We start from the raw sequence: 24,264 nt of genomic DNA, 5'->3' as shown, positions 1-24,264 counted from the left end.
GCTGGAATTGGAACAGGGGCCAGCCGCGCGTGCGATGGGGTAGCGTAAGGGTCGGTAGTCGGGGGACTGCCGACCCTTATTTTTTCTGCGGTTGGCACCGCTGCCGCTGCCCTCTGCCAAGCTGATGCGGTCAGGGATTGCCAGGTTAAGCAAAGGACAAACGCATAAAGCCCCGGCATGCCGGGGCTTTATGCGTTGAAGGCGCCGATATCCGACAGGGCCGGAACAGGGGGGATCCAGATTTCCCTGTCGGACATCGACATAAGTCAGTCAGTGGAGCGCGTCAGGTCAAAAAATGACGTGGCGGGTCACACAGAGCATCTAGCTTGCAACCAAGTGCCGGCTGAACGCAAGCCCCCAATCTATCCATTTGTGGGCCGCGTCGCAGTCAGCAACTCAGGGGATCTGCTCACGGGTATTGCGGGGTGCTGTCTGCCGTTGAATCTGCCGGATCACCCCAGGCGGCGCACCGATGCGTGCCGGCGGCCGCGACGGCGGAGCGCCGGTTGCCGGTGGACGATTGGGCTGCTGCGGACGCGGGCTATTGGGGCGGGGACCGTTCGGACGCGGGCCATTGTGGTACGAGCCGTTCGGGCGCGGCGGCCGGTATTGTGGGCGCCGATCGTTCTGCCGGTAGTAGTAGCCGCCACCACCGCGGTAGACCGGATACACCGGGTAGTCGTACAACCCGATCGAACCGGCCCCATAAGGGTTGCCGTACGGATTGCCGTAGAAATACGGCGAGTAACCCGGCGGGTAGCGATACTGCACGGCGGGCGCGCCACGGTAATAGCCGCCCGACCCACCGCCGGTGTAGTCGTAAGTCGCGCAGCCGCTCAGAGCCAGTAGCCCGGCGGCGAAGATCAGACGGAATTTCATGGATGGTGCCCTCCTGCAACCATGGTGCCACTTTCGAACCGATGCATTGAATCGGTCCTTAACTGTGTCGCTATGTGGCGCTTTTTCATCGATCCAGCATGCGCGGGAATTGTGCGCGCAACCGTGAAGAGTGGGGGATACGTTAATCTTGCAGGCATGATCGAGACGGTTTCTCTTGCCCATTCCGACGTCCTGCAAGCCGCTGCGCGCATCGCGCCGCAGTGTGCGCCGACACCGTTGCTGACCTCGCACAGCCTGGATGCGCTCTGCGGCGCGCAGCTGTTCTTCAAGGCCGAACACCTGCAGCGCAGCGGTGCGTTCAAGTTCCGTGGCGCCTGCAATGCGGTGTGGTCGTTGCCCGAGGAACTGGCCGCGCGCGGCGTGGTCACGCATTCGTCCGGCAACCACGGCGCCGCCTTGGCGCTGGCCACGCGCACCCGTGGCATCGGTTGCCATGTAGTGGTGCCGGAGGGTGCGGTGGCCGCCAAGTTGGCCAATATTTCCCGGCACGGCGCCACGCTGTGGCGCTGCGCGCCGACCATCGCCGCGCGCGAGCAGCTGTGCGCGGAGGTGCAGGCCAGCAGCGGCGCGACGCTGGTCCATCCCTACACCGACCCGGCCGTGATCGCCGGGCAGGGCACCGCCACGCTGGAGCTGTTGCACCAGAGCGGCGGCCTGGACGTGCTGGTGGCGCCGGTCGGCGGCGGTGGGCTGGCTGCCGGTGCGGCCTTGGCGCTGCAGGCCGCGCCGGGTTGCGCACTGGTGCTGGCCGAGCCCAGCGGCGCGGCCGACACCGCGCGCTCGCTGGCGGCAGGCGAGCGCCTGGTCGATTTTGTCCCAGACACCATTTGCGACGGCTTGCGCGGCACCCTGGGTGCGCCGAATTTCGCGCTGTTGCAGGCGGCCGGCGCGCAGGTGATCACTGTGGACGATGCCGCGGTGGTGCAGGCGATGCGGCTGATCTGGCAGGTGCTCAAACAAGTCGTGGAGCCGTCCTCGGCGATTGCGCTGGCGGCGGTGCTGGCCGACCCGGCGCGCTTTGCCGGGCGCCGGGTCGGGCTGATCCTGTCTGGCGGCAATGTCGATCTGGACGCGCTGCCATGGGCCGCGGCGTGAGCAGGCGTTCGCGCGGGCTCGGCCTGTGGGGCTGGGGCTGGCGGTTGTGCATGCTGGCGGCGATCTGGCTGGTGGGCGTGGCGGGCTGGATCGTCTGGATCGGCGACCGCGACCAGGCCGCGCCGGCCGATGTGATCATCGTGCTGGGCGCGGCCGCCTACGACGCGCGGCCTTCGCCGGTGTTCGAAGAGCGCATCCGGCATGCGCTGGATCTATACGCGCAGGGCTATGCGCCGCGGCTGTTGTTCACCGGCGGCTTCGGCAATGGCGCACGCTTTGCCGAGTCGCAGGTCGCGCGGCGCTATGCGCTGCGTCACGGCATCCCGCCGGAAGCGATCGTGATCGAAACCGAATCACGCACCACCCGGCAGAACCTGCAGCAGGCGCGCGCGCTGATGGAGCGTCACGGCATGCACCGGGCCATCATCGTCAGCGACCCGCTGCACATGGCGCGCGCGCTGCGGCTGAGCCAGGAGCTGGGCGTGGATGCGCTGGCCTCGTCCACCCCCAGCACGCGCTTTCGCAGCTTCCACACCAGCTGGCGCTTTCTGCTGCAGGAGGTCTATTACTTCCACCGCGACCTGGTGGTGCAGGGCGCCTGATGCCGGGTCTGCAGTGTGCGATGACGTTGCAGTGCAAGACGCGCTCTATGATGCGGCTTTCCCAGCGGCAGGTTCGAGCATGAGCGAGAGCAATCGGCAACGCGCCACCGGCCTGGTCCAGGCCTATTACGAAGCATTCAACCGCGGCGAGTGGGACGCCATGTTGGCGTTTCTGGCCGACGATGTGGCGCATGACCTCAATCAGGGGCCGCGCGAGACCGGCCGTGCGGAATTCGCCGCCTTTCTGCAACGCATGAACGACAGTTACCGCGAGCAGTTGCGCAACATCGTGATCACCGCCAACGACGACGGCACCCGGGTCGGCGCCGAGTACGTGGTGCACGGGGTCTACCACACCACCGACGAAGGCCTGCCGGAGGCCAACGGGCAGACCTACGTGTTGCCGGGTGGTGCGTTCTTCGATGTGCGCGACGGCAAGCTCACCCGCGTCACCAACTACTACAACCTGCAGGAATGGATCGCGCAGGTCTCGCGCTGATTGCATCGACCGGCACGGGCTAGACCTGCGTAGGAGCGCACCTGGGCGCGATGAGGCGCTACCGGGAATGCCTGGTCGCGCCCGGGTGCGCTCCTACGTGGTTGGTGCGGTATTGCGGCCGGACCTATCCCTATGTAGGAGCGCGCTTGCGCGCGATGAGGCTTTCTCGGTAACGCTTCATCGCGCGCAAGCGCGCTCCTACGCGGGTGGTCCGGGGTTACAGCAACACGATGCCGACCACTACCACCACGAAGATGCCCCACTTGAGGATCTGGTACAGCGGGTTATTGCGTTCCTTCAGCGCCTTGGCCTTCAGGCGGCCAGCGTAGAAATAGCGGAACACGCGGTTGATGCCGCCGGTCTTGTCGCCTTCCTGATTGGGCGAGGCGCCGGCAGAGAGCAGGCTGCGGCCGACGAAGCGGTTCACCGCCGCCGCCCAGCGCCAGCGCATCGGCCGCTCGATATCGCAGAACAGGATGATGCGGTCCTGGTCGGTGTCGTTGCGCGCGTAGTGGATGTAGGTTTCGTCGAACATGGTCCACTCGCCATCGCGCCAGCTGTGACGCTGGCCGTCGACGTCGATGAAGCAGCGATCGTCGTTGGGCGTGGCCAGGCCCAGATGCAGGCGCATGGACCCGGCGAACGGGTCGCGGTGCGGGCGCAGTTCGCTGCCCGGCGGCAACTCGGCGAACATCGCCGCTTTCACCGTGGGGATGGACTTCAGCAAGGCGGTGGTCTGCGGGCACAGTTCGGACGCCGACGGGTGCGCGGTGCCGTACCACTTCAGATAGAAGCGCTTCCAGCCACGGCGAAAAAACGAGTTGAAGCCGATGTCGGTGTAGCCGTCGGCCGCGCGGATCTTCTGCATCTGCTGCAGGGCCACCGCTTCGTCGCGGATCAGCGACCAGTTGGCGCGCAACGGTGCCAGCTCCGGGAATTCCTTGCCGGGATCGATGAAGGGCGTGGTCGGCACCCGCGAACACAGATACATCAGCGTGTTGATCGGTGCCATGAAGGTGGAATGGTCCAGCAGCTGCCGGCTGAGCCGGTGCCGCACGCGACCGCGGTAATGGATGTACAGCGCCGATGCGATGAACAGCGCGATGATGAGCCACTTCAACATGGAGAAGGCCAATTAGGGAGCGGGGGCCGCAAACGCAAGAGCGGGATCAAAACGACGATGCAGCAGCCGGGCGCTGCCGGTGCTCGGAACCTGCATGTACTGCACACGTACACACCGGTTCCTCCGCGCCGTCTGCACGCACCCGACGACTGCTTGCCACGTTTTGCCAGCCACTCTGGTTGAGGCGTTGAACAAGGTGAGCCGTCACAGGAACATGCGGCCGTTAACGACTGAATTCTACCGGGTGTCGCCGCCGAGCCTGACAGGTCGGCATTGGCATCGGCCCAAGATTGTGTGTCTCACCGGCAGCAGGTGCATTGCGGCCAGCGATCTGTACCGCCGCTCAGTCGATGCGGCGGCGGATCGGGATCGAGGCCAACGGTACGCTGGCGATGTCGTGCCCTTGTTCGCGGATGGGCGCGCCCGGTGCCGGTGCCCAGGCGTGCGCGTAGATCACTTCCCAGGAGCTGGGCAAGGTGCCGTCGGGCCGCCGTAACGGCTCGTACGCGGCGCTGGCGGCGGCGAAGCGACCGCGTCCGGTCAGGGTGGCGCGGCGATCGCTGAGCGCGTTGGTGGCGCCCATCGCCCGCAGTTCGCGCATCAAGGCGGGCAGGTCGCTGTAGGTCAGCGTGAACAGGTCGCGGTCCAGCACCGGGTCGCGGAAGCCGGACATCAGCAAGGCATCGCCGAACTGCGCGATCGGCGGAAACCTGCTCACGTGCGGGGCCGGGTCGGCCTGGGCGAAGGCTTCGCGCAGTTCGATCAGTGTTTCCGGGCCGAAGGTGGAGCACAGCAACAGCCCGCCCGGGCGCAGCGCGCGGCGGAAGCCGGCGAACACCGCCGGCAGGTCTTCCACCCACTGCAGGCACAGATTGCTGAAGATCACATCCACGCTGCCATCGGCCACAGGCAAGGCGCGCGCATCGGCGCAGACCTGTGCGAACGGTTTCCACCAGCCCGCGGCCTTGCGCGCCTGGCGCAGCATCGGCATGGCCTGATCGAGGGCGATCACCTGCGCCTTGGGCCAGCGTTTCTTGATCGCGCCGCTGGCATGGCCGGGGCCGGCGCCGACATCCAGCACCACCTTGGGCAGCTGGTCGTCAAAGTAGTCGAGCGATTCGAGCAGGCGCGTTTCCGCTTCGCGCTGCAGTGCGGCGGCGGCGGCATAGCTGCTGGCGGCACGCGCAAAGGCGCGCCGGACGTGGCGGGGGTCGAAAGTGCTGTTCATTGCGGCGCTATTGTCGCCGCTGCGCGCGGCGGAGGGAATCGATGTGTGGTGTGGTGTGGCGTGGCAATCGGCCTGGAGAGCTCTGCAAGCGGTCGCTCTGCCAGCGACTGCGTGGCGACCGCGATGGACCGGCACTGCGTTTCGACAAGCCGAGTCGTGGCCGAAAACAACCGCGACCTCCGCTGCGGTCGCCACAACCTCCGCGTGGCCGACGCGCTCTAGAACGTGCCGGGATAGCTGCCGCCGTCGATCAGCAGGTTCTGCCCGGTGATGTAGCCGGCCTGCGCGCTGCACAGGAATGCGCAGGCAGCGCCGAATTCGTCCGGCTCGCCGAAGCGCCCGGCCGGAATGCCCGCGCGCTTGCGCTCGGCGACGTCCTCGGCGGTGCCGCCTTGCTGTTGCGCGATCGCGGCGAAGTTGCCGCGCAGCCGGTCGGTGGCGAACTGGCCGGGCAGCAGATTGTTGATGGTGACGTTATCGGCGACCGTGCTGCGCGCCAGCCCGGCGACGAAGCCGGTGAGGCCGGCACGCGCGCCGTTGGACAGGCCCAGGATGTCGATCGGCGCCTTCACTGCGCTGGAGGTGATGTTGATGATGCGGCCGAAGCGACGCGCGCGCATCGCATCGACGCTGGCGCGGATCAGTTCGATCGGCGCCAGCATGTTGGCGTCCAGTGCGCGCAGCCAGTCGTCGCGTTCCCACTGCCGAAAATCGCCGGGCGGCGGGCCGCCGGCGTTGTTGATCAGGATGTCGACCTGCGGGCAGGCGGCAAGTGCATCGGTGCGTCCCTGCGGGGTGGCGATATCGGCCACCACGCTGCGCACCTCGCCGGCACCTGGCAGCGCGCGCAGCGCATCGGCGGACTGCTCCAAGGCATCGCGCCCGCGCGCGACGATCACCACGTTGACGCCTTCGCTGGCCAGTGCGCGTGCGCAGCCCAGTCCGAGACCTTTGCTGGCGGCGCATACCAATGCCCAACGTCCGGCGATGCCCAAGTCCATGCGCTGCTCCCTCGATCAGTGAGTTGGCATGATCGGCGATCCGCTCACGGTACGGACGCAACGAAGCGTTGCAGCGCCTCACTCACTTGATCGGCGTGGCCGAGAAACGGTGCGTGACCGCCGCCGGCGATGGTGAGTGCTTGCGCGTGCGGGGCCAACGCCGCGGCGGCGTGCATGCCGGCTGCAGGGACCAGGCGATCGCGTTGGCCAGCAATCCACAGGCTGGGTTTGCTCAACTGTGGCAGCGCGCGGCGCAGGTCGGTGCGTTCCAGCAGGCTCAGGCCTTGTTGCAAGGCGTCGGCGGCTGGCTCGCCGCGCGCAACCAGCGTCTCGCGCAGGCTGCGCAGCTCGGCGCGGGCATGCGCCGAGCCCAGCGTGTCCAGCGCCAGAAAGCGCTCGAGGGTGCCGCGATAATCGCGCGACAAGTCCTGGCCGAATTGCACGAAGACCTCGCGTTCAACCGCCTCCGGCCAATCGTTGCCACGCACGAACCGCGGCGTGGCCGCGATCATCGCCAGCCCGCGTACCTGCGGTTGGGTGGCCGCGGCATGCAGCGCGAACAAGCCGCCCAACGACCAGCCGATCCACACTGCCGGCGGTGTGGCCGCAGCGATTGCGGCGACCACGTACGGCAGCGCCAATGGCGTGCTGTCGTCGCGGCTGAAACCGTGCCCGGGCAGGTCCACCAGATGCAGTTGATAGTGCGGCGCCAGTCGCTCCACCAGTGGCGCAAACACGCCGCCGTGCAGCGCCCAACCGTGCAGAAGAACCAGCGCAGGCCCGTGGCCAATGACGTCGATATGCATGCGCGCATTGTCGCCGATCGGCACGGATCGGCGTGCACAGATCCGCGCAGGAGGGGCGGTGAGTCTTGAGTCAGTGCATGGCGCTTGCGCGTGGCGCGTTGACCCTGGGATTCGAGCCAGTTCCGTTGCGTGCTCGCATGACCATGACCATGACCGCGCCAGCACCACTGATCCAGCAAGTGTCAGCTGGGCGTGGACTGCGCGCTCGGCACTGCAGTGGCCGGGTGGTCCATGCCACCCCGTGCACCGGCTGCGCTGCCCGGCGGTTGCGCAGTCGTTTGGATCGCCGCCCTCAGGCGGAGGCGCGCAGCGGTTGCCGGCTCACCACATCGCGGGCCTGCACCAGGGCTTCGATCAACGCCTGCACCTGTTGCGGCGTGTGCAACGCAGACAGGGTGATGCGCAGACGCGCCTTGCCTTCGGGCACGGTGGGCGGGCGGATCGCACCGATCAGAAAGCCGGCCTGTTCCAGCGCAGCGGACATCGCCATCACCGTGGATTCTTCGCCGCACAGCAAGGGCTGGATCGGTGTATCGGAGGCCATCAGTTCGAACCCATACCGGCGCGCGCCATCGCGAAAACTGCCGATCAATTCGGTCAGCCGCGCACGCCGCCAGTCGTCGCGCCGCGCCAGGCGCACGGCCGCCAGGGTCGCGGCGACCTGTGCCGGCGGCAGCGCGGTGGTGTAGATGTACGGGCGCGCGGTTTCGGCCAGATGGCGCACCAGCGCTTCGTCGCCAACGACGACCGCGCCATAGCCACCGAGCGCCTTGCCCAGGGTCACCAATTGCAGCGGCACTTCGGCCACGCCGAGCACCGCATCGGCAACGCAACCGCGCCCTTGCGGGCCGAGCACGCCCACGCCATGCGCATCGTCGACGTAGAACAGCGCTTCCTGCATGCGCGCGACCAGACTCAATGCACGCAGCGGCGCAACATCGCCATCCATGCTGAAGACGCCATCGCTGGCCAGCATCGCCGCGCCCTCGGGCGCACCCTTGAGCTGACGCATCGCACCTTCCACATCCAGATGCGGATACCGCCGCAGCCGGCAGCCGGCCAGCCGTGTGGCATCGAGCAGGCTGGCGTGATTGAGCCGGTCCTGCACGCAGACATCGTCTTCTTCGCTGAGCAAGGCCTGCTGCACGGCCAGATTGGCGATGAAGCCGCTGCCGAACAACAGCGCCGAGGGATAGCCGAGCCAGTCGGCGATCTCGCGTTCGAGCGTTTCATGCGCGGTGTGGTGGCCGCAGATCAGATGCGAGGCGGTGGCGCCGGCACCATCGCGCGCGGCGGCGTCCTGCAACGCGGCGACCACTTCGAACTGCTGCGACAGGCCCAGATAGTCGTTGGAGCAAAAACCGGTCAGCCAGCGGCCATCGATTTCCAGCCGCACGCCATCGCGGCGGCCCACCTGGCGCCGCACCCGGACCCGTTCCTGGGCCACACGCAACTTGCGCAGCGACGAAATCCGTTCGTGCAGATCGGGGCGAGCCATGGAGTCGTTCAACGGCGGGAAGGGCCGCTAGCGTAGCGTGCCCGGCTCAACGCGCCCAGCCGGCACCGACGACCGGTGCCGGCTGGGTGGAGCTGCGGTTACGCGGCGTGTTCGCAGGCCGCGTCGCGGGTGATGTCGGCATGCACGGTGCCAGGGTGGTCGTGGTCGGCGGCGTCCACGGTGATCTGCATAGGGCGCAGGCCCAGACGCTGGAACAGGGCCTGGTCGCGTTCGGTGTCCGGGTTGCCGGTGGTCAGCAGTTTTTCGCCGTAGAAGATCGAATTGGCACCGGCCAGGAAACACAGCGCCTGCAGTTCGTCGCTCATCGCTTCGCGGCCTGCAGACAGGCGCACCATCGACTTGGGCATGGCGATGCGGGCAACGGCAATCATGCGCACGAACTCGAACGGGTCCAGCTGCTGGGTGCCATGCAACGGCGTGCCGGCGACCTGCACCAATTGATTGATCGGCACCGAATCCGGATGCGACGGCAGCGTGGCCAGCGCCAACAGCAGGCCGACACGGTGCTCGCGGGTTTCGCCCATGCCGACGATGCCGCCGCAGCAGGTCTTCAGGCCCACATCGCGCACGTGCTCCAGGGTGTTGAGGCGGTCCTGGTACTGGCGGGTGTGGATGATCGAGTCGTAGTAATCCGGCGCGGTGTCCAGATTGTGGTTGTAGTAGTCCAGCCCGGCGTCCTTGAGCGCGCGCGCCTGGCCGGCGTCGAGCATGCCGAGGGTGGCGCAGGTCTCCAGGCCCATCGCCTTGACCTCGCGGATCATCGCGGCAACCTTGGGGATATCGCGCTCCTTGGGCGAGCGCCAGGCCGCGCCCATGCAGAAGCGCGAGGCGCCGGCGGCCTTGGCCTGCCGCGCCTTGGCGACGACTTCTTCGGTCTCCATCAGCTTCTGCGCGGTCACGCCGGTGTCGTAGCGCTGTGCCTGCGGGCAGTACGCACAGTCTTCCGGGCAGCCGCCGGTCTTGACCGACAACAGCGTGGAGACCTGCACTTCGGCCGGATCGAAATGGGCGCGGTGCACGCTGGCGGCGCGGTGCAGCAGCTCCGGAAACGGCAGATCGAACAGCGCCTGCAGCTCTTTGCGATCCCAGTCATGGCGTACGACAACAGACATCGGGGTTTCCTGACAGTCAGCGGCTTGGAAGGCAGGCAGTCTGGTGAGCATGCAAGAGGCTGTCAACTTCGATGGGGTGCGCTCGGTTTACAGGTGGCCGCAACGGGTGTTGCGGCTGCTGTTGCCGAGCGTGTGCCTGGTCTGTGCAGAGGCCGGCACTGCCGATTGCGATCTGTGCCCGGCATGCCGCGCCGCCCTGCCGGATCACGGCCACGCCTGCCTGTGTTGCGCGACGCAGTTATATGTTTCCGATGGAGCGCTGCGATGCGGACACTGCCTGCAGCACCCGCCGCCGCTGCAGCGCGTGCATGCGTGCTTCACCTATCGCTGGCCGGTGGATGGCTTGCTGCGGCGTTTCAAGTTTCATCAGGATCTACCGGCCGGTCGCTTGCTCAGCGAATTGATGGTCAAACGCTGTGCAGACTTGCCGCGCCCACAGGCGCTGGTGCCGGTGAGCCTGCATCGGCAGCGCCTGCGCCAGCGCGGCTACGACCAGGCGTTGGAGCTGGCCAAACCGATTGGCCGCGCGCTGCGGTTGCCCTGCCTGCCGTTATTGCGCCGCGTGCGGGCGACCGCACCGCAATCGGAGCTGGATGCGGACGAACGCCAACGCAATGTGCGGGATGCGTTCGTGGCGCGCGGCGTGTTGCCAGCGCATGTGGCCTTGGTGGACGACGTGATGACGACCGGTGCCACGCTGCATGCGGCCGCGCAGGCCTTGCGGCGCGCGGGTGTGCAGCGGGTGGATGCGTGGGTATGCGCGCGGGTGCCGTGAGGCTTGGCTGACGCGTTGTAGCCTGCACCGTGAGGCTTCGCCCGCACTGTTTGATGCGACTGGTCATCAAGTCGCGAGCCCACCTAAGTCATGAAAATGACGTGCCGAAGCGACGGCGTGACCGGGGATTGGCGGAGAGCGGCACAGGGATGTGTCGCGGCGGCGAGTCAGACAGGATGTCTGACCGAGCCGAGGAGCCGATTCCCGGTCGCGCTGTCGCATCCCACCGAAGCCGGCACCTGACAAGTGGAACCATGCCGTACCCCCAAACCCCGCTCCGCGCCCCAGCCCGCGTCTGCGACGTGGGCGCTCCAAGGCGCGCGCGCCAGTGGCGCGCAAACAGTGCCTTCTCGTCCCGGGCTTAACTCGCGACGCGATTGCCGCATCTGCCCGTCAGCGCAACGCCAGCGCCGCGGCGATGCCGACGAAGATCGCCAGGCCCACCCAGTTGTTGTGCAGGAAGGCGCGGAAGCAGGGGCCGCGTTCGCGGTGGCGGGCGAGGCGGAATTCGTAGGCCACCAGCAGCGCGGCGATGCCCAGCCCGGCCCAGTAAGCGATGGCAAGATCGGCACGTAGGCCCACCAGCACCAGGGCCGCGAACATCAATGCATACAGCACGCCTTGTGCAACCAGATCGAACTTGCCGAACAGGATGGCGGTCGACTTGCTGCCCATGCGGATGTCGTCTTCGCGGTCGACCATGGCGTACCAGGTGTCGTATGCGGTGGCCCAGAGGATGTTGGCCGCGTACAGCAGCCAGGCCAGCAGTGGCACGCTGCCTTGCACTGCCGCGAAGGCCATCGGGATGCCCCAGCCGAACGCCATGCCCAGATAGACCTGGGGCAGGTGGGTGTGGCGCTTGAGATAGGGATAGCTGGCGGCCAGAAACACGCCCGGCACGCTCAGCGCCACGGTCAGCCAGTTGAGGGTGAGCACCAGCGCGAACGCCACCAGCATCAGCACCACGAACACCCACAGCGCCTCGCGCCCGGATACCGCACCGGTGGCCAGCGGACGCGACTTGGTGCGCTCCACATGCGGGTCCAGCCAACGGTCGGCGTAGTCGTTGATCACGCAGCCGGCCGAGCGGGTCAGCCACACCCCGGCGGTGAAAACGAACAGCGTCCACAGCGGCGGCAGGCCATCGGCAGCCAGCCACAGCGCCCACCAGGTGGGCCAGAGCAGCAACAGGCTGCCGATCGGGCGATCGCCGCGGATCAACTTCCAGTACTGGCCCAGTCGCTGCGGCCAGGTCAGCGCGGCCGCAATGGGTACGTGTTCGACAGCATGCTTGCTCATGCCGCAAAGGGTAGCAGTGCGGCTTGGATGCGGTCATGCGCTGGCTGGTGGTCGAGCCACTTCGACGGATGCGCGCCGGGCGTGGCGCGGCTATGAGCCAATGGTCTGGGCGAAGATGGGCCGGCATGGCCTCGCCGCTGGCCGGGCAAGCACCGCGTGCTCCGGGCGTTCCCCACAGGCTGGACCCCGCCAGGGCCGTCACCTGGGCGCCTGTTCTGGCATAATGCGCGGCCAGGCGCTCGTAGCTCAGCCGGATAGAGTAGTGGCTTCCGAAGCCATTGGTCGGGGGTTCGAATCCCTCCGGGCGCACCAGATGGTCCCTCCAGGGACATCCAAGAAAGTCCAAAACCCCCGAGAAATCGGGGGTTTTTTGGTGCCTGCAGGTCCTGCTAGGTCCACCCGGTTCCACTGAAATCCAGGCTGATCGGGGGCATAGATGGGGGCAGCAGGCCCCAGCACGTATACGGATGCCCCCATGCCCCTAAGTGACGCTGCAGTACGTAGTGCAAAGCCCGCTACCAAGCCGGTGAGGCTGTTCGATGGCGGCGGCCTGTACGTCGATCTCCCCGAAAGGCGCCAGGCTCTGGCGATGGAAGTATCGATTCGGCGGCAAGGAAAACGCTTGGCACTAGGGATCTACCCAGGGGTCAGCCTGGCAGAAGCGCGAGCGCAGCATCTGGATGCATGCAAAGTCCTTCGGTCAGGCATCGACCCAGGGGAGAAGAGAAGACTCGACAGGCTGGTTGGCGTTGACCGGTCCCAGCTCAGCTTTGCGGTTATCACTGCGGAGCTCCTGGAGCTGCATGCCAAAAAGAATTCCGCCCTGACGATGAAGCGCAATGGCCGGATCGTTGAAAAGGACCTAAACCCCTATCTGGTCATAGGCCTATCGCTGAGATATCTGCACCGGAACTCCTGGCCGTCCTGCGCAAGATAGAAACGCGTGGTGCCATCGAGACAGCACATCGAGCGCGGGGTATTGCCAGTAGGTGTTTCGATACGCCATCACAGTGGGCAAGGCTGAGCGCGACCCGGCCTCCGATCTTTTGGGGCGCTAGAGACTCCAAAGGTGCAGAACTTCGCCAGCTTGACCGAGCCGACTGCCGTAGCGTCTTTGCTGCGGGCCCTGATGCGTATTTCCCAGCCTTCATGGAAAAGGTAGGCCGATGAGCGATAACACCATCAATGCTGCCTTGAGGCGGATGGGTTTTGACTCCAAAACGATGGCAGGTCACGGGTTTCGTGCGATGGCTCGTACAATCCTGGATGAGGTGCTTGGTTTCGGCCCCGACTACATCGAACACCAGCTGGCGCATGCCGTGCGTGACCCAAACAGCAGGGCATACAGCCGCACAGCTCATCTTACCTAGGGATGGTCTGATCAACGGCATCGGAGGATGAGCCTAACCACATCGACCAGGCTGACGGCGCTCAGATCCTCGATTTTTTTGCCGTTTCCGGCGCGTTTGCAGGGTGTTGCCCGGGTTACAGGCGCACGTTCCCCATCGTCGGCAGTAACTGCTTTCGCTTCATCCACAGGTTCGATAGCGCAAACAAGGTCAGCACCTGCGCGGTGTTCTTGGCCAGGCCGCGATAGCGGACCTTGGTGTAGCCGAACTGGCGCTTGATCACCCGGAATGGATGCTCCACCTTCGCGCGCACACTGGCCTTGAAGTGTTCCCAACGTCTTTCCCGAGCACGCTCGCGTTTGTTGCCGAGGGCTTGCATCGTCGAGGGCCTGGCGGCGATGAAGAATGCAGCCTTGCAGGCCTGCAGTTCTTCGCGTTTGTCCGCACCGGTGTAGCCGCTATCGCCGAACACGCTGTCTTCTTTGCCATGCAGCAACGTGTGCATCACCGTGACATCGGCGACGTTGGCGGCTGTGCAATGGACGTGGTGCACCAACCCGGAAAATTCATCCACGCCGATGTGCGCCTTCATCCCGAAATACCACTGATTGCCCTTCTTGGTCTGATGCATCTCAGGGTCGCGCGCGTTGTCGGCATTCTTGGTCGAACTGGGCGCCGCGATCAGCGTCGCATCGACGATCGTGCCCGACCGCAGGCTCTGGCCCTTGCGCGCCAGATGCGCGTTGACCGCTTCCAGCATCCGCGCGGCAAGGCCATGGGTCTCCAGCAGGCGCCGAAAGTTGAGAATCGTGGTCTCGTCCGGAACGTTGTCCAAGCCACCGAGCTGGGCAAACCGCCGCAAGGTCGGGATCTCGTGCAGTGCTTCTTCCATCGCCGGATCGCTCAGCGCATACCACTGCTGCAGCAGATGAATCCGCAACATCGTCGCCAGTGCGTACGGCTGCCGACCTGGCCGGCCCGATACCGGATAGTGCGGCGCGATCAGACCGAGCAGTTGCTGCCACGGAACCACCTGCTCCATCTCGGCCAGAAAGATCTCGCGCCGGGTCTGCTTGCGCTTGCCCAGGCCCTCAGCGTCACCGAACGTCAGTTGCATGGATCACTCCTCAACATCAGGCGGGTAGTGTCGCGTATCTGTGGTGCGTTGTTCAGAGGTTCCCTAGCGCCGAAGATGATGCAGACGTGGGCAGACTATCTGGAAGGCTTACGGACACAGATGTAGGCAAAATCACTGGAACTGACACCAGGTATTCAGCCCTGCCAAAGCTTTATGCCGACTCTCCAAAAAACAGTGTTAGATAAGTCCAAGGGGTAGGCAAAATATTAAGTTGGTGGGGGCTTTGATAGGCGGAAGAAGAACGTCAGCCCGGCAGCAATGGGGTGGACATGGGCCGCCCCATTCATAGGTGCTAATAGAAACAGACGATACAGGCGGTCCCGGTGCTACCGCCTCGATGTTCACATGTAATAAGTAATGGCTCTTTTAAGCCTTTATTTTTTTGGTCGGAACAATTACCACAACAAGCATTGGTTCTTTGGCTATCTCGTCGATCTCAAGCCTTCCGAGTGTTCGTCTATCCCTCCCGACTTTTCCTTCTCAAGTAGGCGCTCTGCCCGTTGATGCAGGATGTCCAAGAGCGATGCTACGCGAAGGAGAACGCTTCTGCGCGTGCGTGTGGGTATTAGTTCCACGGTCTTGGCGCATGGAGATAACTTAACTAGATCCTCAACAAAGCTCAGCTTGAGGGCACGCCCTGCCGCGTCGGCCTAGAATATATTTTTATACAACTCGATGGACATAATGATGTTGGCCAAGACTTCGGTAGTCGCATTCGCTCTGCTTGCAGCCTTGCCAGGATGCAAACGGTCATCTGACGAAAGCATATCCAGCCAGGCACCAGTCACAGGGACAGAATCCCAGAAGGTTCCGGCAGAATCAAAACCGACGTTTGACGTCAGCGAACTCGGTGCCCCGGCTGAAGCGTGCAAGAATTTTTATGGGTTCGTTAATGGGCAATGGGAAAAGGCGAATCCAATTCCACCAGACCGAAGCAACTGGGGCACGGTTCCTGCGTTGATGGAGCAAAGCCTTACCACTCAGCGTGAAATCGTCGAACAGGCAGCGAAGCAGGCAGGTGATCGTGCGGACCCAGTCGCTCGGAAGCTCGGGCTGCTTTATGCCTCGGGGATGGACGAGGCGGCCATCGAGGCAGCTGGTACCCGGCCGATTCGTCCCCAGTTGGCAGCCATCGCGGCGCTCTCTTCTGCTGAGGATGTTGCCTCCTACATCATGCAGCGTCACGCCGAGGGGGACGCACAGGTATTCAAGTTCAGCGCGCAGTCCGACCTCCATGATGCAAGCATGCAAATTGCCTTTGCGGATGAGGGGGGCTTGGCGCTTCCAAGCAAGGACTACTACAGCGCTCCCGACTATGCTGCCGTGCGCACCGCCTATCTCGCCTACATTGCAAAATCTCTTGAGCTCGCGGGTAGCTCCGCAGATGAGGCCAAGACCCAGGCAAAGGACGTTCTGGCGCTGGAAACGCGCTTGGCATCAGCGTCGCTGGCTCCGGTTGATCAGCGCAATCCGAAAAACATGTATCACTTCGTCAGCGTTGCCGAGGCGGACAAGGCAACTCCCCACTTTTCCTGGACGAAGTTTTTGGCAACCCAAGACGTGGAGGTGGGGAAGGGCTTCTCATTGTCCCAGCCGCGATTTTTCGCAGCATTTGACCGTGAACTGGCCACTGCACCTATAGCCCAGTGGCGCGCATATCTGAGCTTCCATGCCATTGATGCTGCATCCATGCAGCTCAGCAAGGCGTTTGTCGATAACAACTTCGCGTTCTATGGAAAAGCGCTGTCCGGGCAGCCGCAGCAGCAGCCCCGCTGGAAAAGCGTCTTGAGCGTCGTCAACGACTCGATGGGGGAGGGGCTTGGCCAGCTCTACGTCGCGAAGGTGTTTACGCCGGAAGCGAAACAGCGCGCAGCTGACTTGGTCGACAACATCCGTGCCGCGCTCAAGGTGCGTATCGAGCATGTCGAATGGATGACTGGGAAGACCAAGGCGAAAGCCCTGGAGAAATGGGAGTCAATGCTGCCGCGCATCGGCTACCCGGACACGTGGCGTGACTGGTCAGGGCTTGAGATCACTCCGGGGGCTTACTACCAGAACGTGCAAGCAGCAGCCAAATTCAACTACCGCTACAACATCATGCAGGTTGGAAAACCCACCGATCGCAAGCGCTGGGTCACGACGCCACAGACAGTCAATGCCTTCTATTCGCCGGGTGACAACTCTATTAATTTTCCCGCGGCCGTCCTCCAGCCTCCGTTCTTCGACCCTAATGCCGATGATGCGCTGAATTATGGTTCGGTCGGCTCGCTCATGGGCCATGAAGCCACGCATGGCTTCGATGACCAGGGAAGTCAGTTCGATGCCGCGGGCAATGGTACCAATTGGTGGGCGCCAGCCGACCGTGCTGCGTTCGAGCAGCGTGCTGAAGGGTTGGTCAAGCAATTCGATGGGTATGTGCCCTTGCCAAACCATCCCAAGCTGCACGTCAATGGAAAGCTGACCTTGGGCGAGAACATCGCAGACCTTGGTGGGCTTAACGTGGCCTACGATGCATTGCAGGCCAACTTGCGTAAGCATCCGGAGCGTGCGGTGAAGGTGGATGGCTACACCCAGGACCAGCGCTTCTTCCTTGCTTTCGCACGCAACTGGCGCTGGCTGACCCGTGAGGAAAGGCAGCTGGTTCAATTGGCTGCCGACCCACATGCCCCTGCCAAGGTGAGAGCGTTTGCAGCTCCCTCGAATATGCCTCAGTTCGCTGCCGCATTCTCGTGCAAGGCTGGCGATCCAATGGTGCGCGACGAAAAAGAACGCGTGGTGATCTGGTAAGTGGTCGCTGTCACTCCTAGCTGCCGGATCAGGCACGAATGACACAGGCCGTGTCTAGATAACAAAGGTTGTTGTGCGGTTGTCTCGTAATGCTCAGCAGCATAATGAATAGCAAAGGCCCGGATTTCCGGGCCTTTGACGCATCAGCTGGTTTACCGCAGTTGAGGCCTGGGAGGAGCATGTGAGCTCGCAGCGCACACAACTCCCATGGGTAGATCGGACGCACCAGATGGACCCTCCAGGGACATCCAAGAAAATCCAGAACTCCCCGAGAAATGGGGTTTTTTGTTGCCTGTAGGTCCGTGCGCGATGACCGGCCTGCCCGCCTCACCAGCGGCTCAGCGGCGGATGGGCGGGACTGCTTTCGTTTGCAGGCCTAGGCGTACGGCGCATCCACGGTCCGCCGGATGAGCTGTGGGCGATCATGGGTACGACGCGGTGATCGACGGGGCGACGTTGTCTGCGTTTCTGCTGGTGAAGCAGCTGTTATGTGGATCCACCTGCGTAGGTGCACCGCGCATCTACGCCGCGCGCGTCACCCCAGCCAGCCGGCACAGGCGGCTGGCTTGTTCTGGTCCGCGCAACTTGTCTGGGCCTTCTGGCGCAGGCGCGTCAGGACTGCACCGCCAGCCGGGCTCTGCTTGCTCCACGTCTTCAACGATGCTCCGACTTCCTCAAAGTGCTCGCGGTTTTCTTGCAGATAGCCATCGGATTGCCGCGTCAAATCCCCGATCACTCGGGTTGCAAGCGTCTCGATACCGGTACCGTCATCGGGGCTGAGGCGGATCAGCGCATCCAGATAGGTCATGCCCCGCTCCACGATGGTTCCCTGGCTACCGGTCGAATCGTAGGCCTTTTTGAACCATGACAGCGCAGTCTTTGAGTCACCGCGCTGCTCGGCCAGTATGCCCAGGTAGGGCATGTAGTAAGACGGTGTCTTGCTACGCGCCAACTCGGCCTGCATCAATTGAGCAGATCCTTTGTTATCGCCCACCAGAGCCAACAAGCCGGCAGCACTTGCAATCGTGGATTGACGCTCTTCATCAGTCTTCGCTTCCGTCACCGCCCATTGAACGCGCTGGTGCACGGTCTTGACGACTGCTGCGGGCAGCGGAGGTGGCGGTGTATTTCTTTCAGGTCTGGCCGGCTGGCCTTGCGCCAGGCGTGCAAGGTCGATCTCGGCATACGCAGTCCGCAGACGGTCAACAATCGGTAGCGAGGGATCGGCATAGGCCTGCGCCAACGCCTGATTGAACTCCCTGGACAATTCCGCACGTTTGCCCACATCGTCGGTCGCCGCAGCAATCAGCGTGGCGGCACCACGAACCAGTACCTTGAGATTGTTCCGGACTTCCGACGGGTCGGAAAGCACCGTTTGCAGCAATGTGTATGTTGCCTGGCTTGCGACGGGCTTCTGTTTTGTGACGACCACTGCCAGCAGCTCGAAGCGACGCTGCAAGGCCGGCTGCGGTGCCGCCTTTGCCAATGCAGCAAGCACGCCGGGCGCAGTCTTTGCATCTATCAGCTGGTCGTCCTGTAACCAGCTGTAGTTGCCGAGAAGGGTCCACTCCTCGGGCTTGAGAGTGTGTGGAGCTTTGAGCGCCCGTTCCAGGATCTGTTTTGTACTTGTGCTGGATTGCGCTGCCACACGCAGACTACCGACAAGCTCGGCAGTACTACTGTCGCCAACTAGCCGCGTGATTTCGCTGCGATCCGGGCGTAGCAAGATGACCGTGGGATACCCCTTTACGCCGAAGCGTTCGCCCCAGGTCTGCGCTTCTTCCAGGTCTGCGTCCAGATGCACCGCCACGAATTGCTGCGCCTGCGCGATGAATCCCGGATCCTTGAATGTGGTGGCCTTGAGCCGATTGCACGGTGGGCACCAGATAGCGCCCCAATACAACAGGAGTGGTTTGCCGGTTTTCTTGGCTTCTTCCAGGGCTTTCTCAACATTCCCCTCATGCCAGCTTATGGCGGGCGCCGCTGCGGGCCGCGTCGCTGCTGCGGGCGGCGCGGAGACCGCCGACGGCGTCGATCTTTCGCAGGCCGTGAGCGCTGCCAGCAAAGCGGAAAGTGCGATTAGCGTGGGGGACGGCGAACGAAACGACAGTGCCATGGGAAGCCTTTGCCTGACTGAGGTTGGCTGAACGCGTTTGTCTAAAAACACTTCCACGCCTGTAATTTTCTGAAGTGTTGCCTTTTTTGATGTTGCCCAGAGCGGAAGATGCGAACTGCGGTCACGCCGAACGCATCGTTGGTGGGAAGCGCATGCGCCAGAAGGGGATGACTCGGCCCACCCTTCGGTCAACCCTAAGCCGAGCGAAGCCCACGGCTAGTTCATCGAGCGTCTACAGCAATCACTGAGCCTGCTCGACATCCGGCCCTTGACTACGTAGTCATCGGCGGCCGCAAGAACGTCAGCCTGGCGGCAAGGAATGGGGATCGCGCTCCCTTTCGCAGCCGCTTCCCGCTACAGTGCGGGCCGTTTTGGCACGCATCCATTGCTTGCCCAGCGATCAGGCCGACGGAGCCGACCTGACACAGCCAACCGGCTGAAACGTTGCCAACAAGGCGAGCAGAAAGGACCGCGCGTGCCGATTTCTTGAAGGAAGTTGCTGTTGATGTTGTTCAGATGTTCGTTGTTTTTTTCGCTTGCGTTGATTGCTTCATCCGTTTTCGCACAAGAGCTCAGCGGCCGCGCGACGGTGACCGACGGAGACACCATCACCGTCGCTCAAAAGCGCATCCGTCTTTGGGGCATCGATGCCCCGGAAAGCGCACAGCAGTGCACAGCCAAGGACGGGCGCGCCTGGCCGTGTGGCCGACGCTCAGCCGCAGCGCTGGATAGCCATCTGCTGGACAAAACCGTGCGCTGTGAACCGCACGACATGGATCGCTATGGAAGGATCGTTGCGGAGTGCTTCGTCCAGGGACAGTCCCTCAACGGCTGGATGGTCCGCTCGGGTTGGGCAGTGGCGTATCGTCAATACGCCACCTCCTTCGTCGCAGACGAACGCATTGCCCAGCAGCAGGAGCGCAACATCTGGAGCGGGTCCTTTCAGATGCCATCGGACTTCCGACGCGCCAAACGCGCGTCTTCGGTGAAGGCGTCATCCCACGCAGCGACTGTTGTCATCGCGGGTTGCAAGATCAAAGGGAATATCTCTGGCAAGGGGAAAAAGATTTTCCACATGCCCGGTCAGCGCGACTACGAACGCACCTCCATTGCGACCGCCCGCGGCGAGCGGATGTTCTGCAGTTCCAGAGAAGCCTTGGAGGCCGGATGGCAGCCGGCAAAACGTTGATTCCACGTTGTTGCGCAAGCGCAGGTCATCACGCATGGTTGCAGCAAGTAGTGCCGCAAACGACGGCGTCCAAGCGCCAGCTCGCTGCAGTGGCTGGTGCCTCCGCCTCGCTTAGCAAAGCGGCCCGCTGCAGTGTCGCCGCAGCGGGCCGATGTTTTTTTCGGTTTGGCACGGCAGGGCGTAATGCGGCCCTGCCGTAGCTCAGATGCTCAGATCAGAGCATGTCCGGCGGCGGCGCGGTCGCCTTGGCGTGCTGCTTGCCGCGCGCATGTTCGATGGCGGTACGCAGCTTGCGCGCGGCGCCGGTGACGGCGGAAGCGGTGGTTTCGGCGCTATTGGTGGCCGCGATCGGCGGCAGGCCGGCGACGTGTGCCTCGATGCTGCAGGTTCGATCCGCCGCGCCGCCGCGTTGACCGTTTTCATCGCGTAAATGCACTTCGACGCGGGTGATGTCGTTGGCGAAATGCGCCAGCTGGGCGGAGCAGGTCTTCTCGACATGCTGCACGACAGAGGGGTCATGCGGCACGTGCTTGTCGGTCTGGATCTGAATCTGCATAGAGTGTCTCCTTCGCGGTCATCCGCTGCGTCTGCCGTAGCGGTGACTCGATTCTGCGACAGCGCACCGTTGCCGCGAGGTGACAAGCTGCACCGCGTTCATGCGCAGGTCGGGATGGGTGGGGCGTCCATCCTCTTGCGGCTGCCAGCTGTGCCGCGGCTGTCGCGCACGAACCGCCAATCGCGGAGTGCCAGTCCACACTGGCGAGCTCTGCCAGACTGAATCCTCACGGCAGCAGCGATCGGCTGTACCCGAAGCAGTGGATTAAGATGCCGTCACTGCGGTAGTCCGCGCTTGTCCAATGCCTGCCTGTGTCTGAATTCCGATTTGCTCTGGGTGCCCATCGCGGCGTGTTGCGGCGTGTGCTGTTGCTGGCTGCGTTATGGATGGTGTGCGTGGGCGCCGCAGTGGCGCAGGACGACGACACGCTGCTGGAGAACGCGCAGACCCAGCTGGACAGCATGCAGAAGGTGCTGAGCCAGGCCGACACCGGCATGGACAAGGCCGATAAGGACCAGCTCGGCAAGCTGACCGACGACGTCACCGGTGCGCAGCGGCAGGCGCAGGATCTGGTACGCACGCTGGAGCCGCCGCTGAAGGAACTCAACGTGCGGCTGGAGGGGCTGGGCGTCGCTCAAAAGAACGAGCCGACCGACTTGCGCGAGCAGCGCCAGTCGCTGACCAAGCAGCGCGATCGGCTGGATGCCGAGTTCAAGCGCGCCACACTGCTGGTCTCCAATGCCAAGGACCTGGCCGATCGGCTTGAACGCGAACGGGTGCAACGCTTCAGCGTGCAGCTCTCCACGCGTGTGGCCTCGCCGCTGTCGCCGACATTGTGGAACCAGATCGCACAGCAATGGCCTGACGATCGTGACCGTCTGCAGGCGCTTTCCGCCAAGACGGTGCAGATGGTGCAGGCGGGAACTGCAGCCAACGGCGTGGGCGGGCTGATCACCGCCGCCGTGATCGCGTTGCTGCTGGCACTCCCGATGCGGATCTTCCTGCGCCACCTGGGGCGCCGTTACGCAGCCTCGCGTGCGCCCGGCGGACGCCTGCGACGCTCCGGGCTGGCACTGTGGTTCTTGCTGGTCGGTACGCTGAGCCTCGGGATTGCGGCGTTCGTGCTGGTTGAAGGCATCCGCGCGCTCGGCGAGCTGCCGGACGATCTGGATCAACTGCTGACTGGGTTTGTCGCCGTCAGTCTGGTGGCCGCCTTCGTCGGTTCGCTCAGTGCAAGCCTGTTGATGAAGCACCAACCCAGCTGGCGCTTGTTTCCGCTGGACGATGCCACCGTCGACCGCCTGCGCGTGCATTGCCTGGCTACTGCCGCGGTGATCTGGCTCAGCGGCATGGCCGCAAAGATCAGTGAAGCCGCAGGCAGCAGCCCTGCGCTGACGACCGCCACCGATGCGGTCGCCGCGTTGTTGTATGCGGGGTTGATCCTGTCGGCGCTGGCCGGCCTGAGCCTGTCGTTGCGGGCGCAGGCGGCGACTGCGGGCGCGGTCGATCCCGACAGCGATGCGCCAACGCCGGTGGTGTCGCGGGGCGGCGGCTTCATCGTGCTGATTCGGCTGCTGGGCCATCTGGCGGTGATCTTCGCCCTGATATCGGCCTTGTTCGGCTACCTCAATCTGGCCTTGTTCGTGGAGCGGCAGATCATCTGGATCACCCTGATCTGCAGCCTGCTCGGTTTGCTGGTGGTGTTTGCCGACGATCTGATGAGCTGGATGTTCAATCCCGACGGCCGTTTCAGCCGCGCGCTGTCGCATGCGCTGAGCATCGGGAGCGGACGCCTGGTCCAGCTGGGGCTGTTGATGTCCGCAGCAACGCGGGTGCTGCTGGTGCTGTTGGGCATCGCAGTGCTACTGACGCCTTATGGAGCCAATATCAATGTGGTGACCGGCTGGGCGGAGAACATTACCCACGGCATCCCCATTGGCAAGGAACTGGTGATCACCCCCAGCGATGTGTTCAGGGCGCTGTGCGTGTTCTTGCTCGGCATGGGGCTGGTGCACGTGGTGCAGCAGTGGCTGCTCAACACCTATCTGCCCAAGACCGAGCTCGATGACGGTGCGCGCAACTCCATCAGTACGGTGGCGCGCTATCTGGGTTGGCTGATCGTGGCGATCTGGGGCCTGACCGCGCTGGGGCTGGATCTGAAGCGGCTGGCGCTGGTGTTGAGCGCATTGTCAGTCGGTATCGGTTTCGGTCTGCAGGCGATCACGCAGAACTTCGTGTCTGGCTTGATTCTGCTGGCCGAGCGGCCGGTGAAGATCGGCGATTGGGTGCGCATTGGTGACCAGGAGGGCGATGTGCGCAAGATCAGCGTGCGTGCCACCGAAATTCAAGTAGGCGACCGCTCCACCCTGATCGTGCCCAATTCGGAATTGATCACCAAAAGCGTGCGTAACATGACGCTGTCCAACCCGATGGGCCGGGTGCAGCTGCAGTTCTCGGTGCCGCTGGAAGCCGAGGTGGCCAAGGTGCGCGACATGTTGCTGGAACTGTTCGCCGAACACACCAAGGTGCTGGCCGAGCCGTCGCCGGCGGTGTTCATCGATTCGCTGGCCGGCGGCCACGTCAACTTCAATTCGTTCGCCTATGTCCGCAGCCCGCGCGATGCATATGGCGTACGCAGCGAGTTGTTCTTTGCGCTGCTGCAGCGGATGGAAACCGTGGGCATTGCGCTGCAATCGCCGCAGGAGATTCGTTTCAGCCGTGCGGGCGCGGCGGTGGCGCGCGATGCAGGCGATGGCACGCCTGCATCGGAAGACTGAGCCTGCGAGTGCACGCAGTGTGCGGGGATGGGCCCCATAGCCACGCCGTAGATCAGCTGCTGTACGACTGATCTATCCGCACTGTCCAACTGCTCCAAAATAACCGGGATGTCGATTCTTCGCGTTGTTTGGGTACAGTCAAACGATTAAGTCAAAAGTTTGGTTATTCGAGTCGAGTCGAGGGTGCGGTGCCCTCACCGCTCGCGGGACACGCCGCAAGTACGTCCATGTAGGCTCGGTGGCGGCATCCATGCCGCCACACGGTCCCGCAATCGGTGAGGGCACCGCACCAGAAAGTTGGTCGGCTGCTTTCTTAAAAGCTTGTTGGTTGCTCGGCTTGCGTTAGAAAGCTGATAGGACACGCCCTTACCCGAACAGTGAATGTCGCGCATT

The 24,264-nt window shown here is 63.8% G+C and carries 19 protein-coding genes, 1 tRNA gene, 2 other RNA genes and 1 pseudogene; 11 read left to right on the top strand and 12 right to left on the bottom strand.

What is annotated here, in order from left to right:
• Positions 1 to 396: 396 nt before the first annotated feature.
• Positions 397 to 879 carry a hypothetical protein gene (locus NMB96_RS03585; RefSeq protein ID WP_043888864.1) on the bottom strand — a complete coding sequence of 161 codons (483 nt, stop codon included), beginning with the start codon at positions 877 to 879 and terminating at the stop codon, positions 397 to 399.
• Between the two features lie 156 nt (positions 880 to 1,035).
• Here NMB96_RS03585 and NMB96_RS03580 point away from each other — a divergent pair, with 156 nt between their 5' ends.
• The 3 genes from NMB96_RS03580 to NMB96_RS03570 all read left to right on the top strand — a co-directional run bounded on the left by NMB96_RS03580 (position 1,036) and on the right by NMB96_RS03570 (position 3,096).
• Positions 1,036 to 1,995, top strand: a complete 960-nt coding sequence (locus NMB96_RS03580; protein ID WP_183086619.1) for a pyridoxal-phosphate dependent enzyme — start codon at positions 1,036 to 1,038, stop codon at positions 1,993 to 1,995.
• Entirely contained in the window at positions 1,980 to 2,597 is a 618-nt protein-coding gene (locus NMB96_RS03575) for a YdcF family protein (protein ID WP_006451966.1), read from the top strand. The genes NMB96_RS03580 and NMB96_RS03575 overlap by 16 nt, the downstream gene beginning before the upstream one ends.
• Before the next feature lie 79 nt (positions 2,598 to 2,676).
• Positions 2,677 to 3,096 (top strand): nuclear transport factor 2 family protein, encoded by a 420-nt coding sequence (locus tag NMB96_RS03570; protein ID WP_023902303.1) that lies wholly within the window; start codon positions 2,677 to 2,679, stop codon positions 3,094 to 3,096.
• Between the two features lie 217 nt (positions 3,097 to 3,313).
• Here the strand turns inward: NMB96_RS03570 and lpxO are convergent, their stop codons facing one another.
• Positions 3,314 to 4,219, bottom strand: a complete 906-nt coding sequence (gene lpxO / locus NMB96_RS03565) for a lipid A hydroxylase LpxO (protein ID WP_023902304.1) — start codon at positions 4,217 to 4,219, stop codon at positions 3,314 to 3,316.
• Between the two features lie 94 nt (positions 4,220 to 4,313).
• Here lpxO and NMB96_RS03560 point away from each other — a divergent pair.
• A non-coding RNA gene (locus tag NMB96_RS03560) (sX9 sRNA) lies at positions 4,314 to 4,391 on the top strand.
• A 171-nt stretch (positions 4,392 to 4,562) separates the two neighbouring features.
• Here NMB96_RS03560 and bioC read toward each other — a convergent pair.
• From bioC to bioB, 6 genes are all read right to left on the bottom strand, one after another.
• The gene (gene bioC, locus NMB96_RS03555; protein WP_104551520.1) at positions 4,563 to 5,447 is read right to left on the bottom strand and encodes a malonyl-ACP O-methyltransferase BioC; all 885 of its coding nucleotides are present in this window, start codon (positions 5,445 to 5,447) and stop codon (positions 4,563 to 4,565) included.
• Positions 5,448 to 5,665: 218 nt separating this feature from the next.
• Positions 5,666 to 6,448, bottom strand: coding sequence for an SDR family oxidoreductase (locus NMB96_RS03550; protein WP_023902307.1), 783 nt, complete (start codon positions 6,446 to 6,448; stop codon positions 5,666 to 5,668).
• Between the two features lie 44 nt (positions 6,449 to 6,492).
• A complete protein-coding gene (bioH, locus tag NMB96_RS03545; protein WP_043889650.1) occupies positions 6,493 to 7,254 on the bottom strand; it encodes a pimeloyl-ACP methyl ester esterase BioH in 762 nt (253 codons plus the stop codon).
• Between the two features lie 156 nt (positions 7,255 to 7,410).
• Positions 7,411 to 7,487, bottom strand: a non-coding RNA gene (locus tag NMB96_RS03540) — sX9 sRNA.
• A gap of 59 nt (positions 7,488 to 7,546) precedes the next feature.
• Positions 7,547 to 8,752 carry an 8-amino-7-oxononanoate synthase gene (bioF, locus tag NMB96_RS03535; RefSeq protein WP_023902309.1) on the bottom strand — a complete coding sequence of 402 codons (1,206 nt, stop codon included), beginning with the start codon at positions 8,750 to 8,752 and terminating at the stop codon, positions 7,547 to 7,549.
• A gap of 98 nt (positions 8,753 to 8,850) precedes the next feature.
• Positions 8,851 to 9,885, bottom strand: coding sequence for a biotin synthase BioB (gene bioB / locus NMB96_RS03530; RefSeq protein WP_023902310.1), 1,035 nt, complete (start codon positions 9,883 to 9,885; stop codon positions 8,851 to 8,853).
• A gap of 49 nt (positions 9,886 to 9,934) precedes the next feature.
• Between bioB and NMB96_RS03525 the strand changes: the two genes are divergently transcribed.
• The gene (locus NMB96_RS03525; RefSeq protein WP_023902311.1) at positions 9,935 to 10,660 is read left to right on the top strand and encodes a ComF family protein; all 726 of its coding nucleotides are present in this window, start codon (positions 9,935 to 9,937) and stop codon (positions 10,658 to 10,660) included.
• A gap of 393 nt (positions 10,661 to 11,053) precedes the next feature.
• Here NMB96_RS03525 and ubiA read toward each other — a convergent pair whose 3' ends face one another.
• On the bottom strand, positions 11,054 to 11,959 hold the full coding sequence (ubiA, locus tag NMB96_RS03520) for a 4-hydroxybenzoate octaprenyltransferase (RefSeq protein ID WP_023902312.1): 906 nt from the start codon (positions 11,957 to 11,959) through the stop codon (positions 11,054 to 11,056).
• A 235-nt stretch (positions 11,960 to 12,194) separates the two neighbouring features.
• On the opposite strand from ubiA, the gene NMB96_RS03515 reads away from it, so the two are divergent.
• The 3 genes and pseudogenes from NMB96_RS03515 to NMB96_RS23480 all read left to right on the top strand — a co-directional run.
• Positions 12,195 to 12,271, top strand: a tRNA-Arg gene (locus NMB96_RS03515).
• A gap of 124 nt (positions 12,272 to 12,395) precedes the next feature.
• Positions 12,396 to 12,896 carry an Arm DNA-binding domain-containing protein gene (locus NMB96_RS03510; RefSeq protein ID WP_152025494.1) on the top strand — a complete coding sequence of 167 codons (501 nt, stop codon included), beginning with the start codon at positions 12,396 to 12,398 and terminating at the stop codon, positions 12,894 to 12,896.
• Positions 12,872 to 13,323: pseudogene (locus NMB96_RS23480) on the top strand (tyrosine-type recombinase/integrase); the annotation flags it as partial. The gene NMB96_RS03510 and the pseudogene NMB96_RS23480, both read left to right, overlap by 25 nt.
• A 121-nt stretch (positions 13,324 to 13,444) precedes the next feature.
• Here NMB96_RS23480 and NMB96_RS03500 read toward each other — a convergent pair.
• Complete coding sequence (locus tag NMB96_RS03500; RefSeq protein WP_183086593.1) at positions 13,445 to 14,425, bottom strand: IS5 family transposase; 981 nt, start codon at positions 14,423 to 14,425, stop codon at positions 13,445 to 13,447.
• A 705-nt stretch (positions 14,426 to 15,130) separates the two neighbouring features.
• Here NMB96_RS03500 and NMB96_RS03495 point away from each other — a divergent pair.
• Entirely contained in the window at positions 15,131 to 17,233 is a 2,103-nt protein-coding gene (locus tag NMB96_RS03495) for a M13 family metallopeptidase (protein ID WP_043889651.1), read from the top strand.
• Positions 17,234 to 17,768: 535 nt separating this feature from the next.
• On the opposite strand, the gene NMB96_RS03490 is transcribed toward NMB96_RS03495, so the two are convergent.
• A complete protein-coding gene (locus NMB96_RS03490) occupies positions 17,769 to 19,349 on the bottom strand; it encodes a thioredoxin family protein (protein ID WP_043888868.1) in 1,581 nt (526 codons plus the stop codon).
• Positions 19,350 to 19,854: 505 nt separating this feature from the next.
• Here NMB96_RS03490 and NMB96_RS03485 point away from each other — a divergent pair.
• A complete protein-coding gene (locus NMB96_RS03485; RefSeq protein WP_255086926.1) occupies positions 19,855 to 20,538 on the top strand; it encodes a thermonuclease family protein in 684 nt (227 codons plus the stop codon).
• Positions 20,539 to 20,752: 214 nt separating this feature from the next.
• On the opposite strand, the gene NMB96_RS03480 is transcribed toward NMB96_RS03485, so the two are convergent.
• Positions 20,753 to 21,094 (bottom strand): HPF/RaiA family ribosome-associated protein, encoded by a 342-nt coding sequence (locus NMB96_RS03480; protein WP_006451224.1) that lies wholly within the window; start codon positions 21,092 to 21,094, stop codon positions 20,753 to 20,755.
• 353 nt (positions 21,095 to 21,447) lie between these two features.
• Here NMB96_RS03480 and NMB96_RS03475 point away from each other — a divergent pair, with 353 nt between their 5' ends.
• Positions 21,448 to 23,871, top strand: a complete 2,424-nt coding sequence (locus NMB96_RS03475; RefSeq protein WP_255086925.1) for a DUF3772 domain-containing protein — start codon at positions 21,448 to 21,450, stop codon at positions 23,869 to 23,871.
• Positions 23,872 to 24,264 lie beyond the last annotated feature (393 nt).

Origin of the sequence: Xanthomonas hortorum, assembly GCF_024339125.1 — a bacterium.
Taxonomy (GTDB): Bacteria; Pseudomonadota; Gammaproteobacteria; order Xanthomonadales; family Xanthomonadaceae; genus Xanthomonas; species Xanthomonas hortorum.
This window is presented reverse-complemented; position numbering and strand designations above follow the sequence as displayed.